Annotated in this window: 17 protein-coding genes and 2 other annotated features; of the genes, 14 read left to right on the top strand and 3 right to left on the bottom strand. The window is 42.3% G+C overall.

The window, feature by feature from the left end; all coding sequences use genetic code 11:
* Nucleotides 1-188 precede the first annotated feature (188 nt).
* Nucleotides 189-316 (top strand) — a sequence feature (ribosomal protein L20 leader region).
* Between the two features lie 79 nt (nucleotides 317-395).
* The 5 genes from infC to ACGTNI_RS07145 all read left to right on the top strand — a co-directional run bounded on the left by infC (nucleotide 396) and on the right by ACGTNI_RS07145 (nucleotide 2493).
* Nucleotides 396-899: a translation initiation factor IF-3 gene (gene infC / locus ACGTNI_RS07165; RefSeq protein ID WP_062447192.1), complete on the top strand. Its 504-nt coding sequence runs from the start codon at nucleotides 396-398 to the stop codon at nucleotides 897-899.
* A gap of 35 nt (nucleotides 900-934) precedes the next feature.
* Complete coding sequence (gene rpmI / locus ACGTNI_RS07160; protein ID WP_028783413.1) at nucleotides 935-1132, top strand: 50S ribosomal protein L35; 198 nt, start codon at nucleotides 935-937, stop codon at nucleotides 1130-1132.
* A 40-nt stretch (nucleotides 1133-1172) separates the two neighbouring features.
* On the top strand, nucleotides 1173-1529 hold the full coding sequence (gene rplT / locus ACGTNI_RS07155) for a 50S ribosomal protein L20 (RefSeq protein ID WP_062447185.1): 357 nt from the start codon (nucleotides 1173-1175) through the stop codon (nucleotides 1527-1529).
* A gap of 74 nt (nucleotides 1530-1603) precedes the next feature.
* Complete coding sequence (locus ACGTNI_RS07150; protein WP_394461123.1) at nucleotides 1604-1888, top strand: DUF1294 domain-containing protein; 285 nt, start codon at nucleotides 1604-1606, stop codon at nucleotides 1886-1888.
* A gap of 32 nt (nucleotides 1889-1920) precedes the next feature.
* On the top strand, nucleotides 1921-2493 hold the full coding sequence (locus ACGTNI_RS07145) for a TVP38/TMEM64 family protein (protein WP_085509065.1): 573 nt from the start codon (nucleotides 1921-1923) through the stop codon (nucleotides 2491-2493).
* Between the two features lie 19 nt (nucleotides 2494-2512).
* Here ACGTNI_RS07145 and ACGTNI_RS07140 read toward each other — a convergent pair whose 3' ends face one another.
* Complete coding sequence (locus tag ACGTNI_RS07140) at nucleotides 2513-2926, bottom strand: sigma-w pathway protein ysdB (protein WP_394461121.1); 414 nt, start codon at nucleotides 2924-2926, stop codon at nucleotides 2513-2515.
* 114 nt (nucleotides 2927-3040) lie between these two features.
* On the opposite strand from ACGTNI_RS07140, the gene ACGTNI_RS07135 reads away from it, so the two are divergent.
* Together ACGTNI_RS07135 and ACGTNI_RS07130 are read left to right on the top strand one after the other, a co-directional pair.
* Nucleotides 3041-3523 carry a dUTP diphosphatase gene (locus ACGTNI_RS07135; RefSeq protein WP_394461119.1) on the top strand — a complete coding sequence of 161 codons (483 nt, stop codon included), beginning with the start codon at nucleotides 3041-3043 and terminating at the stop codon, nucleotides 3521-3523.
* Nucleotides 3524-3605: 82 nt separating this feature from the next.
* A complete protein-coding gene (locus tag ACGTNI_RS07130) occupies nucleotides 3606-4691 on the top strand; it encodes a M42 family metallopeptidase (RefSeq protein WP_394461117.1) in 1086 nt (361 codons plus the stop codon).
* Between the two features lie 93 nt (nucleotides 4692-4784).
* Here ACGTNI_RS07130 and sspI read toward each other — a convergent pair whose 3' ends face one another.
* On the bottom strand, nucleotides 4785-4997 hold the full coding sequence (gene sspI / locus ACGTNI_RS07125) for a small acid-soluble spore protein SspI (protein WP_085509061.1): 213 nt from the start codon (nucleotides 4995-4997) through the stop codon (nucleotides 4785-4787).
* A 98-nt stretch (nucleotides 4998-5095) separates the two neighbouring features.
* Between sspI and ACGTNI_RS07120 the strand changes: the two genes are divergently transcribed.
* The 3 genes from ACGTNI_RS07120 to pheT all read left to right on the top strand — a co-directional run bounded on the left by ACGTNI_RS07120 (nucleotide 5096) and on the right by pheT (nucleotide 9795).
* Complete coding sequence (locus ACGTNI_RS07120; RefSeq protein WP_085509060.1) at nucleotides 5096-5833, top strand: TrmH family RNA methyltransferase; 738 nt, start codon at nucleotides 5096-5098, stop codon at nucleotides 5831-5833.
* A gap of 49 nt (nucleotides 5834-5882) precedes the next feature.
* Nucleotides 5883-6110 (top strand) — a binding site (T-box leader).
* 208 nt (nucleotides 6111-6318) lie between these two features.
* On the top strand, nucleotides 6319-7353 hold the full coding sequence (pheS, locus tag ACGTNI_RS07115) for a phenylalanine--tRNA ligase subunit alpha (RefSeq protein WP_394461114.1): 1035 nt from the start codon (nucleotides 6319-6321) through the stop codon (nucleotides 7351-7353).
* Between the two features lie 15 nt (nucleotides 7354-7368).
* Nucleotides 7369-9795, top strand: coding sequence for a phenylalanine--tRNA ligase subunit beta (pheT, locus tag ACGTNI_RS07110; RefSeq protein WP_394461112.1), 2427 nt, complete (start codon nucleotides 7369-7371; stop codon nucleotides 9793-9795).
* Nucleotides 9796-9832: 37 nt separating this feature from the next.
* Here the strand turns inward: pheT and rnhC are convergent, their stop codons facing one another.
* On the bottom strand, nucleotides 9833-10753 hold the full coding sequence (gene rnhC / locus ACGTNI_RS07105; protein ID WP_394461110.1) for a ribonuclease HIII: 921 nt from the start codon (nucleotides 10751-10753) through the stop codon (nucleotides 9833-9835).
* A gap of 165 nt (nucleotides 10754-10918) precedes the next feature.
* Here rnhC and zapA point away from each other — a divergent pair, with 165 nt between their 5' ends.
* The 4 genes from zapA (at nucleotide 10919) to ACGTNI_RS07085 (ending at nucleotide 15901) form a co-directional block, all read left to right on the top strand.
* Entirely contained in the window at nucleotides 10919-11206 is a 288-nt protein-coding gene (zapA, locus tag ACGTNI_RS07100) for a cell division protein ZapA (protein WP_085509056.1), read from the top strand.
* Entirely contained in the window at nucleotides 11199-11747 is a 549-nt protein-coding gene (locus ACGTNI_RS07095; RefSeq protein ID WP_085509055.1) for a CvpA family protein, read from the top strand. Before zapA ends, ACGTNI_RS07095 begins: the two co-directional genes overlap by 8 nt.
* A gap of 68 nt (nucleotides 11748-11815) precedes the next feature.
* On the top strand, nucleotides 11816-13540 hold the full coding sequence (gene polX, locus ACGTNI_RS07090; RefSeq protein WP_394461107.1) for a DNA polymerase/3'-5' exonuclease PolX: 1725 nt from the start codon (nucleotides 11816-11818) through the stop codon (nucleotides 13538-13540).
* A 15-nt stretch (nucleotides 13541-13555) separates the two neighbouring features.
* A complete protein-coding gene (locus tag ACGTNI_RS07085) occupies nucleotides 13556-15901 on the top strand; it encodes an endonuclease MutS2 (protein WP_085509053.1) in 2346 nt (781 codons plus the stop codon).
* Nucleotides 15902-15905 lie beyond the last annotated feature (4 nt).

Genomic DNA, 15905 nt, shown 5'->3' with positions numbered 1-15905 from the left:
AATTACAAAACTGGTACGGGTGTGGAACATAAAATAGTTTCATGCTCGTACTTTTTTTATTATATTGTTGATTTCTGGGATGGTTTTCGATATTCTTATATAGTCAGTCTGATGGTTAATTGGTGGATGTTTGACATGTTCACCATACCGTGATATTATATTTTAGGTGAACAATAAAAGAACGGATCTGAGACAAGTAGAAGCACCCGCTTCTCACCTGATCGACGCATCAAGCAGTTGGCAGGTCACTAATCCTTTTGAAGTCGAATGGGATACGTGTGGGTGCATTGTGATGTGCCGACACTTTTTTTATTGCTTTAAAATCACTTGTCGATGACAGATCTTTATATTTTCCTAAAATTATTTGGAGGTGGCTGGTTATTAGCAAAGATAACATGAACGTTAATGAGAAAATCAGAGCACGTGAAGTACGTCTCATTGATAACAACGGTGACCAATTAGGAGTTAAATCTCGTCAAGAAGCACTTGAGATCGCTCAAAACGCCAATCTTGACTTAGTATTGGTAGCTCCAAACGCAAAACCACCGGTCTGCCGCATCATGGATTACGGTAAATACCGTTTCGAACAGCAGAAGAAAGAAAAAGAAGCTCGTAAAAAGCAGACTACCATCAAGGTGAAAGAAGTCCGCTTAAGCCCTGGAATTGAAGAGCATGACTTCAATACAAAACTGCGCAATGCTCGTAAATTCCTCGAAAAAGGCGATAAAGTGAAAGCTTCTGTCCGTTTCCGTGGACGTGCAATTACGCATAAAGAACTTGGGCAAAAAGTTCTTGAGCGTATGGCGGAAGAGTGCAAGGACGTTGCACAAGTTGAGACGAAGCCGAAGATGGAAGGCCGCAGCATGTTCTTGATGCTGGCGCCATTGGCTGAAAAGTAAGCACAGATTGAACTAAGCAGAAGGAGGAACTACTCATGCCAAAAATGAAAACCCATAAAGGTTCTCAAAAACGATTTAAAAAGACAGGTAGTGGAAAGGTGAAACGCTCTCATGCGTTCACAAGCCACTTGTTCGCGAACAAGTCTACAAAACAGAAGCGTAAATTGCGTAAAGCCACCCTTGTATCTAAGGGCGACTTGAAGCGTATCGCTCAAATGCTGCCAAAAAAATAAGACAACTAAGATATATGATCCAAAATAGGAGGGATTTATCATGCCACGTGTAAAAGGTGGAACAGTGACACGCCAACGTCGTAAACGTGTCCTTAAATTAGCAAAAGGTTATTATGGTTCAAAACATGCATTATTCAAAACTGCAAAACAGCAAGTGATGAAGTCAGGTCAATATGCTTACCGTGACCGTCGTCAGAAAAAGCGCGACTTCCGTAAGCTATGGATCGCTCGTATCAATGCTGCAGCTCGTATGAACGACATTTCATACAGCCGTATGATGCACGGCCTTAAGCTTGCAGGAATCGAAGTAAACCGTAAGATTCTTGCTGATCTTGCTGTTACTGATGAAAAAGGTTTTGCAAGCCTTGCTGAAAAAGCAAAATCAGCACTAAAATAAGTTATGTCTGAGGCCATTTCCGTACGCCGGAAATGGCCTTTTTCATTATCGAACAGAAGGAGTGGGGAGAGTTAGTGGATGTTTTTACATATTTTCTTATTTATTTGACTGCCATCAATGGGATCCTATATAGTTTGATGGGTGTCGATAAAAGTCGAGCACGAAAACGAAAGCAGCGAATACCGGAAAAGCAACTATGGGGGTTTGCTATATTAGGGGGAGCGTTGGGAGGAAGTTTGGGGATGCGTCATTTTCGACACAAAACTAAGCATCCTTCTTTCCTGTATGGTTTTCCTTTTTTAGTATTGCTGCAGGCAATCCTTGTCGGATACCTTGTCCTGAAGTTATATACGCCCTAATCTTGTCATAGTATAGGATAGGGGGGATATACATGGAACAGTTTGCGCTTGGATTTATAGAACTCATGCAGGTGAGTGGCTGGTACGCCCCGATCTTATTTATATTATTCCATTTGCTTCGCCCATTGCTTTTTTTGCCCGTAGTCTTGATTTGCATTTCCGGAGGAATATTGTTCGGTGCCGTCGCAGGTACTGTGTATTCTGTAGTTGGTATTACTTTATCCAGCACCGTCTTTTATCAGCTTATCCAAAACGTACCTAGCCTTTTGAAGCGATTGCAGCGGCTGAAAAGTAAAGTGATAAAAAAACAGAACACATTAACAGTAAGTCAGGTAGCCGTCTTGCGTTTAGTGCCATTCATTCATTTTCATCTGTTATCCCTCTGTTTGATTGAAATCTGTGTCGACTTTAAAGATTATATAAAGGCCTCCTTCTTATCAAATATTCCCCTTGCCTTTGTTTACACAACCGTGGGTCAATGGCTTACCAGAATATCCTTCCCGTTAATGGTTATTTTCCTTTTTTTACTGGCAGGTTTAACTTACTTAATCCGCAAAAAACAATACTCATTAACATTGAATGAATTCTTTCAGCCGAATGGATAAACTAAAGAAAGCGATCATCCTAAGAAGGATGGTCGCTTTCCTTTTTTGGAGAATGAATGAAAAGACGATTGAGTGGGTACTTCCATTCGATAGTGGCATATGGATACCGAATTAGTATTTCTTTTTCAAGAAAATAAATATCGTCCCGTTCAATACCCATCAATTGTTCTGGCTGCCTGGTCGAAACATTGATATTGACGACCTCAAAAGCACTTTCTGTTGTACCTAAATATTTTTCTCCCTCAAACAGGACGCCTTTATAGGTTATCAGGAAGTTTTGTTTGCTATTATCAGGATCATCATAAAAGTAGAACGTTTTACTTTCTTTAGCAAGTTTAAGCTTCCTTCCCGGGCTCTTAATATAAGAGTAGAAGGTGTAAAAAATGAATATGATTGCAAGCAATATTAGCAGTCGAAATAGAATGACAATCATAAGGACTTCCTCCTGAGTTAGGAATTGATTACTTGGTTTACGAATACAGATACCCAAAAGTTTCATGAAATGTTACATTTAATTGTACAAATTTAAATAAAGGATGAATTTAGTATGAATTGGGAAGAGTTGTTTGAGACACAATTACGTTTGGATCGCTATATTGAGGAAAACAATCAACTGGAAGAAGCTGATTTGTTTGAGGACAAGGTGCTAGCCCTTCTGGTAGAGCTGGGTGAACTGGCGAATGAAACAAGATCTTTCAAGTTCTGGAGTCAAAAACCCCCGAGTTCTGAAGATGTTATCCTGGAGGAATACGTAGATGGCCTCCATTTCATTCTTTCCCTTGGATTAGAAAAAGGTTTCCGTTACGCGGACAAGCCGAGTAACACCGGGGTTGAAGTAACTAAAAGATTTCACCAGGTCTATGAGAAGATCTTAAAATTTAAAGCTAGTCCGGTAAAAGAACACTATCAGGAGATGTTCTCCAGCTTTTTATCCCTGGGAGCGGCTCTAGGGTTCACTGAAATGAAAATTAAAACGGCATACCATGAAAAGAATCAGCAAAATCATCAAAGGCAGGATAAAGGGTACTGAAAGCGTTTTTTTTATTTTTTGTTAATTTTGAATAAAAACGCTATAATAAAATAGTCAAACTTTATAGAGGGGGCAATTACATATGGCAAAAACAGATGAAACACTGACCATGCTGAAGGATTTGACCGATGCCAAGTCCATTCCCGGTCATGAAAAAGAAGCAAGAGATGTAATGAAGAAATACATTACACCTTATGCGGATGAGGTATATACGGATAATTTAGGCAGCTTGATCGCAAAGAAATCTGGGGATACAAACGGTCCAAAAGTAATGGTAGCCGGTCATTTGGATGAAGTCGGCTTCATGGTAACCCGAATAGACGATAATGGTTTTGTTTATTTTCAAACTGTTGGCGGCTGGTGGAGCCAGGTTATGCTGGCTCAGCGAGTAACGATCGTCACACGAGAAGGCACGGTTACCGGAGTGATCGGATCTAAACCACCTCACATCCTGCCTCCGGAAGCTCGCAAGAAGCCGGTGGAAATCAAAGATATGTTCATCGATATTGGTGCTTCCAGTAAAGACGAAGCAAAGGAATTTGGTGTGCGCCCAGGGGATTCTGTTGCACCTTACTTTGAGTTCACCCAGATGAAAAATGAAAAAATGCTGCTTGCTAAAGCTTGGGACAACCGGATCGGTTGTGCGATTGCGATTGAGGTATTAAAGCAACTGAAAAACGAAAAACATCCAAATACCGTTTATGGTGTTGGGACCGTACAGGAAGAGGTCGGCTTACGTGGTGCCCGTACTTCTGCTCATGCTATCAATCCTGATATAGCATTTGGTGTAGATGTCGGTATTGCTGGAGACACCCCAGGCGTATCAGATAAGGATGCCTCCAGTAAAATGGGAGAAGGGCCTCAGATTATTCTTTATGATGCCTCCATGGTTTCCCACAAAGGGCTTCGCGATCTAGTAACAGATACTGCTGATGAAAAAGAAATTCCTTATCAGTTTGATGCCATTGCTGGCGGGGGGACAGATTCCGGTGCTATTCATTTGACTGCTAACGGGGTGCCTGCATTGTCTATTACCATTGCGACCCGTTATATCCATTCTCATGCAGCCATGCTTCACCGTGATGACTTTGAGAATGCAGTCAAATTAATCGTAGAAGTCATCAAGAAACTCGATGCAGATACCGTGAAAGAAATTACGTTCAATTAATAGAAAGAGCTCTGTCCCTATTGCAGGGGCAGAGCTCTTTTCTTGTCCTTTAAAAAAGCTTAACTTAGTGATTAGCCAGGTTTTTGTATAAATTTATTGCTGGTTCACACTTTGTTCTAATGCTTCAAGCATTTCTTCTTTTTCACTTTCGCTTGATTCCTGCCAGATAAGTTCAAATAAAACTCCAAGACCAGGAAGCATCTTTTCTTCCCCTTTTTGGATAGCATCTACAATGGTAGCTTCCAATTGCTCCCTATTATTTCCAGCGATATTAGAAAGTATGGCTTCCCTTAAGTTTAAATCCATGACTGACACTCCTTTTTAACTTTTTCTTTGGTTAGTTTGACCTTCCTTCCCAATAATATGTATGATAAGCAAAGAAGCTAAGAAAAAGAGGTAAAAAAATGCTGACATCCTTACAAAATACACGTGTCAAACAATGGATTAAATTAAAAAAAAGGCGTGAAAGAGAAAAGTCCCAAACTTTCCTGGTAGAGGGTTTTCATTTAGTTGAAGAAGCTGTGAAAAGTGATTGGGCAATCCAGGAAGTGATCGTGCAGGAAAATATGGAAGCTCCCCATTGGACGGTCCATGAACGAATCACGCAGGTTTCGAAGGAGGTTTTCGCGGCACTGGCGGATACGGAAACACCCCAGGGAATAGCAGCGGTTGTAGAAATGAAGCAATTTAGTCCTGAAGCTTTCCGCCATGTCCTGCTAATTGATGCTGTCCAGGATCCAGGAAATCTTGGCACCTTGATAAGAACCGCTGATGCCGCTGGTTTTAATGGGGTTATAATCGGTAAAGGTTCTGTCGATCCTTATAATGATAAGGTCATCAGAGCTACCCAAGGTTCCCTATTCCACCTGCCACTGTTTTCTGGTGACCTCAAAGAATGGGTCCCTCAACTGCAGCAACAGGGAATAACTGTTTGGGCTTCTGCCCTGGAAGATGCTCAACCCTACCAGAAGATAAGCATAGCTGATAAAGGTGCGCTTATTGTCGGAAATGAAGGGGCAGGGATCCAGGAAGATTTGTTAGGGCTTGCTGATGAAAAAGTCTATATTCCGATATATGGACAGGCAGAATCCTTGAATGTGGCAGTAGCTGCCGGGATACTCATGTACCATATGAAAATATAGGCTTGCAAGAAAGCCCATGATTTTCTATAATAAATGAATAGTTATAGAGCGAATAGCATTGAAGGAGCCAGTAGATAATCATAACATCGATACAGGGAAGAAGTGCCACAGACTGCAAGCACTTCTATCGTGGTGATTATTGAACTTTCACTCTGGAGCTGGCATCTGATTAAAAGATGTCCCGGATGTCAATCCGTTATCCGTAATGAAGTGGGCATACCATACGTATGTCAACAAGGGTGGTACCGCGAAACGGCCATATAGTCTCGTCCCTTTACCAGGGAGGAGACTTTTTTATGTTGCTTAACTCCTGTTGAAAAAAGTAAAGGATTCATTCGTTACAGGAACATAGTGATCGTCAGGTTGTTACATGTTTGAAAGGTCAATTTTACTAACGAATTTAAGTAGAAGAAACACTTAGGATTTTGCCATAAAGGCATTGCGATATGCAGGGTTTTCTAATGTAAAAAAGGAGGAGTATCGAAATGAAAGATCGTTTGCAGGAATTGCAATCAGAAGCATTAGAGAAAGTGAAGTACGCAGAGGATTTAAAAGCTTTGCAAGATATTCGAGTAGCTTATTTAGGAAAAAAAGGGCCAATTACAGAAGTGCTTCGGGGTATGGGCAAATTGTCCAAAGAAGAACGTCCAGTAATCGGCCAATTGGCAAACGATGTAAGAGAAAGCATTGCCAGTGCTATTCAAACGAAGCAAGATAAATTAGAAGAAGAAGCATTGGAAAAGCAACTGGAAGAAGAGAGTATTGATGTCACCTTGCCAGGCCGTCCTGTACATGTGGGAGGACCACATCTACTGACGAGCATTATCGAGGAAATTGAAGATTTATTCATTGGGATGGGATTTGAAATCAAAGAGGGACCGGAAGTCGAAACAGATTATTTTAATTTTGAAGCTCTCAACCTTCCTAAAGGACATCCGGCCAGGGATATGCAGGATTCTTTTTATATTACAGAAGAACTGCTTTTACGTACCCACACCTCACCTGTTCAGGCTCGGACGATGAAGCAGAAAGACGGGCACGAAGCGGTACGAATGATATGTCCTGGTAAAGTTTATCGCCGTGATACGGATGACGCCACCCATTCCCATCAATTCACTCAGGTAGAGGGGCTTGTGGTGGATGAAAATATTAAGATGAGCGATTTGAAAGGCGTTCTTAATGCTTTTGCTAAGCAGATGTTTGGTTCAGAACGAGATATACGCCTTCGACCAAGCTTTTTCCCGTTTACGGAGCCATCGGTAGAAATGGATATTTCGTGTAAAATGTGTGGCGGGGAAGGCTGCTCGGTATGTAAAGGCACTGGCTGGATTGAGATCTTAGGCGCAGGGATGGTACATCCAAATGTGTTGGAGATGGCAGGGTATGACCCGGAAGTCTACTCAGGGTTTGCTTTTGGCATGGGGCCGGAGCGTATTGCTATGTTGAAATATGGTGTCGATGATATCCGTCATTTCTATACAAACGATATTCGATTCTTGAAACAATACCATAAAGTGTAAGGGAGAGTCCAAACAATGCTAGTATCTTTGAATTGGTTGAAACAATATGTGGATATTGAAGATCAGACACCGGAAGAATTAGCTGAGCTGATTACGAAAACAGGCATAGAAGTAGAAAGTGTCGAACCGATAGCGGAGAAGCTGAATGATGTGGTGGTCGGCCATGTACTTTCCTGTGAACAGCATCCAAATGCAGATAAGCTCAATTTATGTCAGGTCGATGTAGGGGAAGAAACGCTGCAGATTATATGTGGAGCACCGAATATTGCTGCCGATCAAAAAGTCGCAGTGGCAAAACCGGGTGCTGTGTTACCTGGGAATTTCAAAATTAAAAAAGCGAAGCTGAGGGGAGTAGAGTCCAATGGAATGATTTGCTCTCTTCAGGAGCTTGGAGTAGATGAAAAAGACGTACCAAAAGAGTTTGTCGACGGAATTTTTGTTTTCCAGGATGAAGTGGAAGTCGGAGAGAATGCGATCGAACTGTTGAACTTGGATGATATCATTATTGAATTGGGTCTGACACCTAATCGTGCTGATTGCTTGAGCATGCTTGGAGTCGCTTATGAAGTGGCGGCGATATTAGATCAGCCGTTCACCCCTCAGGAGGAAATCCTTCATCCTGTGCAGGAAAAAGCATCTGACTATATCTCTGTCCATGTGGAAGATCCCGATTTGAATCCTTATTATGGAGCATTTATAGTCAAGGATGTCAAAATAGGGCCATCACCATTATGGATGCGGAATCGTTTGATTGCCGCAGGGGTGCGCCCAATTAATAACGTGGTTGATATCACGAACTACGTATTGCTGGAATATGGCCAGCCACTCCATGCGTTTGATTTGGATCGTTTCGGAACAGACGAAGTGGTCGTGAGACGAGCGAAGGAAGATGAAACGATCACCACTCTGGATGAGCAAAAGCGCAACTTAAAACCGGACCATCTGGTGATTACTAATGGCAAGCAGCCGACAGCGATTGCCGGTGTCATGGGTGGTGCTGATTCCGAAGTACACGAGGGTACATCTAATATTTTATTAGAAGCAGCATACTTCCAGCCAGTAGCCGTACGTACCGCCTCTAAAGACCACGGACTCCGAAGTGAAGCCAGTACGCGTTTTGAAAAAGGCGTGGACCCGAACCGGGTTGTTCGTGCCGGGATGAAAGCGTGCGAATTGCTGGAAAAATATGCGAACGGAAAAGTGTTAGATGGCGTTGTAGAATTCGATCAATTGGCCAGGGAACCTAAAAAGGTAGTAATTACTTCTTCTCATATCAATGAGCGATTGGGTACCTCTATACCTGATGAGGAAATTGCCGATATTCTCCGCCGTCTTCAGTTCGGTTATGAGCAGAAGGGAGAAATGTTTACGGTAACAGTTCCAACTCGCAGAGGGGACGTGGAACTTTTTGAAGACATGCTGGAAGAAGTAGCAAGAATCTATGGTTATGCTAATCTTCCGTATACGTTGCCGGGTGGTGCGTCTCAGGCGGGTGGACTTACATTACACCAGCAATTGAAACGAAAAGTAAAAAACTACCTTCAGGGTGCAGGGCTGGATGAAACAATCACTTACTCGTTAACAAATGCTGAGCGAGTAAGTCAACTGGTCAGTCGTGAGGTTAAGAAACAAGCGGCAGCCCCTGTTTCCTTAGCGATGCCAATGAGCGAAGAGCATAGTCATCTTCGGCTGAGCATATTACCGGAATTACTTGCTTCCTTATCTTATAATGTGGCAAGAAAACAAACCGACCTTGCTTATTATGAACTAGGGACTGTATTTATCAGTGAAGAAGAACAGGTGACCGTGCAGCCAAAAGAGCAGCTGCGGTTATCAGGAGCCCTTACTGGTAATTGGCTTGTACACCCATGGCAGCAAGAAAAAAAAGCCGTAGATTTCTTTGTTGTCAAAGGGTTAGTAGAAGGGATGGCTGATTTGCTTGACCTTAAGCTGACTTACAAACAGGCTAAACTCCCGGATATGCATCCGGGACGCACAGCTGAAGTTTATCTTGGTGAAAAGGTAATCGGCTTTATTGGTCAAGTCCATCCCAAGCTGCAAAACGACCTGGATTTGAAGGACACCTATGTATTTGATTTAAATGCAGAAGAGTTATTCGCTCATTATCAAAAAGAAGAGGCATTTCAGGCTATACCTAAATACCCTTCCATCAGCAGGGATATTGCATTGGTAGTAGAGGAACAGTCTGCAGCGGGTGAAATTGCGGAAACCATCTTGCATGCAGGTGCTCCATTAGTGAAAGACGTCCGCATTTTTGATGTCTACCAGGGTGAACATTTGGAAGAAGGTAAAAAATCCATCGCCTTTAATCTGTTATATATGGATCCAAATCGCACGCTGAAAGACAAGGAAGTGGAAGAGGCTCACGAAAAAATTCTTACAGCAGTGAAAGAAAAACACCAGGCAGAATTAAGAGGCTGATAAAAAAGAGCTTGCCGAAATCACGGCAAGCTCTTTCTTATAAGTATTTATAAGCTTTTTGAGTGGTGGCAAAATGAATTTTTGCTATATCATCCAACTTAGCTTTGCCATACTTTTTAATAACGGCAGCAGCAGCCCTATCCACTTGCAGGGATGCTCCTTTTGGGGTGGTTAGACCGACATCCGCCTCGATATCTTCCATTGCCTTCACAAAACTGGCTCTGGCAAGAATGGATGCCGTGGCGACGGCAATCGAATAACTCTCTGCTTTGGTCATGAAGTATACATTTTCCTGCAACTTATTCCCTTCGGATGCCAGGTGGCGTTTATAGACATCAGGTTCTGAAAATTGGTCGACTAGAACCCCATCTGGATGCTCGGGCTTGATTTTCTCCAAAAGTTTTTCCAATGCGTGATGATGGAGCATGGTTTTCATTTTTCCCTGACTCCAGCCTTTTGCCTGTAACTGGTTATATTTTTTGTTATTCAATTTCAATAAAGTATAAGGGATTTCCAAGTGGATAATATCCTTTGCAATTACACGAATCTTATCATCAGTCAGGTGCTTGGAATCTTTGACACCAAGCTCCTTTAATAGAGCAACCTGTTCTGCTTTTACATAAGCGGCCGCAACTGTGATCGGACCAAAGTAATCACCGGTTCCTGCTTCATCAGAGCCGATATGAGAACTGGAAAATAAAGATTGTGGCGGATGATAGGCATGTTTTTTAACTTTTTTCTTAACCGGTTGTTCGGCACTTCCCCATTTAGCGGCTTCCGCTTCCGGGTTTTTACCTTGGAATAATACCTTTCCGGAACGATAAGCTGTAATCGTGCTTCCCGGTGTCTTTGCTACAAATAGGGCGGATGGAGGCACATCCGGTTTGATCTGTGCTTTATAATAATCTTTCATTTCACTTAAAGTGTTTTTTGCTACGGTAAGTACAACTTGACCCATTTTTATAATCCTCTCTCTTTAAGCATGAAGGCTGCTTATATTTATGCTTAGTATACCAGACGACAGAATAAGACAGAACCGTGCAAAGTACGATAGATTTAGTTTCCCTATTTTTCCCCTTCGTGTTAAGATAAACTTTAGGATTCTATTGTCAGGGGGGATACTATGTCCCATTCAAAAGATAAAAAATCACGAACTACCGTTGAGATATATAATCGTTCTTATACGATTGTTGGAGAGGAATCACCAAACCGTGTGAAGATGGTGGCAGGACTTGTGGATCAGAAGATGCGTGAAATCCAGGAGGGTAACCGTTCCTTGGATACTGCCAGACTTGCGGTACTGACGGCAGTCAATACGATGAATGATTACATAGCTTTGAAAGAATCGTATAATGAACTCCATGAGAAATTGAAAAACATTGAAGAAAAGGAAAGAAAACAAGATGATTGATATTCTGTTGATTATTATGTTGATTATTGGTTTACTGAATGGATTACGCCGCGGTTTCATCCTTCAGCTTTTCCATATTATTGGCTTCATAGCCGCTTTTGTTGTCGCTGTTTTGTATTACGATGATTTAGCGGAACGGCTGACACTCTGGGTGCCTTATCCTGATTTACCAAGTAGTGCCGAATGGGCGATTTTCCTGGAAAGCCTTCCATTAGAAGTTGCCTTCTACAATGCAATCGCTTTTGCGATTCTCTTTTTTGGTGTGAAGATCATCGTACAAATAATCGCCTCTATGCTGGACTTTGTTGCAGATCTGCCTATATTGCGAACATTGAATGGTTTATTAGGAGCGGTTCTGGGATTCATTGAAACGTATTTGATTCTATTTATCCTCCTATCCATTGCCGCACTGCTCCCGCTTGAAGCAGTACAAAATGCATTAGATAACGCAACAATTGCCCAGGCAATAATTGAACATACACCGATGTTCTCGCAGCAGCTGAAGTCGCTCTGGTTTGAGCATGTAGCAGCACTATTATAAAACTTCTCTTAAATGGAGAAGTTTTTTCTTTACGAGATTGGAAAAATTCATAGCAAGGAGTGAATGGCATGGCGGTAGATAAAAAACAAGTGATCAAATTACTGGAACAAGTAGCAATATATCTGGAACTGAAAGGGGAAAAACCTTTTAAAATATCAGCCTACAGAAAAGCTGCTCAGGCATTGGAACAAGACGAACGTTCCTTAAGTGAAATTGATGACTTTACGAAGCTGAAAGGAATTGGAAAAGGGACAGCAGAGGTTATTAATGAATTCATAGAAAATGGTAAATCTGATACATTGATGCAGTTGCAGGAAGAAGTGCCAGGTGGTTTGGTACCGCTGTTGGATTTACCGGGACTGGGAGGGAAAAAGTTATCTAAACTCTATCAAGAATTAGGAGTAACCGATGCTGCTTCCCTGAAAAAGGCTTGTGAAGATGGTCGAGTGGAAGAATTACAGGGCTTTGGGAAAAAATCGGCAGAAAAGATAGTAAAGGCACTTGAAGAAGCGGATAGCCGTCCGGAACGCCTTCCAATAGCCATGATGCTGCCATTGGCAGAAAAAATCGAGGCATTCCTTGATAAGTTGAAAACAGTGGAAAAATACTCCCGTGCAGGAAGCCTGCGCAGAATGAGGGAGACGATTAAAGATTTAGATTTTATTATCGTATCCAATCATGCGGAAGGGACACGTAATGAATTATTAGAATACCGGGAAATTGAAGAAGTGATTGCTTCTGGGGAAACAAAAGTTTCTATTGTTGTAAATGAAGGATATGATATCAGTATAGACTTTAGGATTGTCAAACCGGAGGAATTCGCGACTACCCTCCATCATTTTACCGGATCAAAGGATCACAATGTGGCCATGCGGCAATTGGCTAAACAACAGAATGAGAAAATTAGTGAATATGGCATCGAGAATGTAGAAACAGGAGATGTAAAAACTTTTAAAGAAGAAGAAGAATTCTTCGCTCATTTCGGCCTGCATTGGATTCCGCCAGAAGTACGTGAAAATTTAGGTGAAATTGAAAAAGCACAAGAAGAAATCAATTTAATCGAACTTAATGATATAAGAGGCGACCTTCATATGCACAGCACATGGAGTGATGGAGCCCAGTCGATTCGCGAGATGGCAGAACAGGCAAAACAGACGGGGTATGAGTTTATTGCCATCACGGACCACTCCAAGTACTTACGAGTCGCCAACGGCCTTAATGAGGAACGTCTGCGAAAACAAAGAAAAGAAATTGATAAAATCAATGAAGAGATGAAAGATTTTCATATTTTTGCCGGTATCGAAATGGATATCCTTCCGGATGGCTCACTGGATTTTGACGATGATTTTTTGCAGGAAATGGATTTTGTCATTGCCTCCATCCATTCAAGCTTTACGCAGTCACAAGATAAAATCATGACGCGGCTGTTAAATGCGATGGAGAATCCGTATGTTCATATGATTGCCCATCCAACCGGACGTTTGATAGGCAGAAGAAAAGGATACTCGGTGGATTTAGATACATTGATAGAAAAGGCGGAGCAGACCGGCACTATACTTGAATTGAATGCCAATCCGAACCGGCTCGATCTGAATTGGGAAACGTTAATCAAAGCCCAGGAAGCGGGAGTGCATATTGCAATCAACACCGACGCGCATAATTATTCCATGCTGGATCATATGAGGATAGGTGTTGGAGCTGCCCGCAAAGGGTGGCTGCGTAAGGAAAATGTGATCAATACTTGGAAAAAGGAGGACTTACTAAACCTTTTCCAAGGAAAAGCCAGGAAATAAAGGAGTCAATCAATCATGAATCAACGTGTTTTTCATGTGTTGGAATATAAAAAAATTATCGACCAGTTAACAGCCCATGCTGCATCTTCCCTCGGGAAAAATAGGGCACTAGCTTTAAAACCTTCAACAGAGCTGGACGAAGTTAAGCAATGGCAAAATGAAACGGACGAAGCGGCCCAGGTAATCCGGCTTCATGGGAGTGTTCCACTAGGTGGGATTTTTGATATCAAACCAAGCATCAAGCGTACAATTATCGGCGGTGTTCTAAGCCCTCTGGAATGCCTGGATGTTGCATCTACCATTTATGGCGGAAAGCAGATAAAAAGGTTCATCGAACAAATGGAAGAACCGGAAGCCCCAATTTTACGTAAACTGGTAGATGGCATTGAGCCGCTGGGTGAACTGGAACGGAACATCAGAGGCTGTATTGATGATCATGGTCATGTCATGGATGGAGCATCGGAGAAACTGCGCACCATCAGGTCCCGAATCCGAACGTATGAAAGCAGGGTAAGGGACAAAATGGATAACTATACAAAATCTAAGAGTAAAATGCTTTCCGATGCCATTGTGACTATCCGAAATGAACGCTATGTACTTCCGGTAAAGCAAGAGTATCGAGGTGCGATAGGGGGGATTGTACACGATCAATCAGCATCTGGAGCTACCCTATTTATTGAACCTCAAGCTATTGTGGACCTCAATAATCAACTGCAGGAAGCGAAAGTCCAGGAGAAGCATGAGATTGATCGGATACTAAAAGAATTATCAGAAGCGATTGCTGCAGACGAGTCTTTTCTTTATCAAAATGTCGAGCTTCTGGAACAAATCGACTTTATGTTTGCCAGGGCGAAGCTCGGCCATTCAATGAAAGCCGCTATGCCTGCCATGAATGACCAGGGCGTTATAAAAATGAAGCAGGCGAGACACCCATTGATTGATAAGGAAGAAGTGGTAGCGAACGACATTGAACTCGGTGAGTCGTTTACCTCTATTGTAATTACCGGTCCTAATACTGGTGGTAAAACTGTCACCTTAAAATTGGTCGGTCTGTGTACGTTGATGGCTCAGTCAGGGTTGCAAGTCCCTGCGCTTGATGGATGTGAAATGGCTGTCTTTGAAAATGTATTTGCTGATATTGGTGATGAACAGTCCATCGAACAGAATTTAAGTACGTTTTCATCTCACATGACAAATATTGTGGATATACTCAAGCAAGTTAATGATAGAACGTTAGTGTTATTTGACGAGCTGGGAGCTGGAACGGATCCCCAGGAAGGGGCAGCTCTTGCGATGTCCATTTTAGATGAAGTAGTCTCACGTAATGCGAGAGTTATCGCTACTACGCATTACCCGGAATTAAAAGCCTACGGCTATAATCGTGAAGGAGTTATCAATGCTTCTGTAGAATTTGATATCCAGACATTGCAGCCTACATACCGATTATTGATTGGTGTTCCAGGACGAAGCAATGCCTTTGAAATATCCCGGCGTCTGGGATTAGATGAGCAGGTGATAGAGACTGCCAAGGGTCACGTAGGAAGTGATTCGAAGAGCGTCGAGAATATGATTGCTTCCCTTGAAGCTTCTACAAGGGGTGCGGACCGTGATTATGAAGAAGCAGAAAAAGTTCTTCAGCAGGCCCAAGAGCTGCACGAAGAATTGCAGAAGAAGTGGACGCAGTTTGAAGACAAGCGTGAGCAGCTATACCAGCGGGCTGAACAAAAAGCTGAAAAGGCTGTAGAAAGAGCGAGAGCTGAAGCGGAAGAAATAGTAAGTGAATTACGAAATAGGAAACAACAAGCTGACTTCAAAGAACATGAATGGATTGAAGCCCGAAAAACCTTAGAGGATGCCCGGCCTGAGCTCGCTGATAGAAAACAAAAAGAGAAAAAGCCGGTTTCCAAAGGTGAACGGAAGCTTAAATCTGGAGATGAAGTCAAGGTACTGTCCTTAAACCAAACGGGCACGATTATTGATGTAATAAGCGATAATGAGTTCCAGGTCCAGGTTGGTATTATGAAAGTAAAAGTAAAACGTAAAGATTTAGAATATATCAAATCCGAGCAGCCGTTGAAAGAGAAACCAATGGCCACCGTTAAAGGAAAAGGGTATCATGTGAAAACAGAATTGGATCTACGCGGGGAAAGGTATGAAGAAGCGCTCCACCGTTTAGAAAAATATGTGGATGACGCAATACTGGCTGGTTACCCACAGGTGTCTATCATTCACGGTAAAGGCACCGGGGCACTTCGTAATGGTGTGAAAAGTTTTGCTGACCGTCACCCTTCTGTTAAATCCCATCGCTCGGGGGGAATGAATGAAGGTGGTGGAGGAGTTACTGTGTTAGAACTGTCATGAGGAC

The organism is Thalassobacillus sp. B23F22_16 (genome assembly GCF_043496955.1).
GTDB classification, from domain to species: domain Bacteria; phylum Bacillota; class Bacilli; order Bacillales; family Halobacillaceae; genus Thalassobacillus; species Thalassobacillus devorans_A.
Note: the sequence above shows the minus strand (reverse complement) of the source record. Positions and strands in the feature narration are given on the sequence as shown.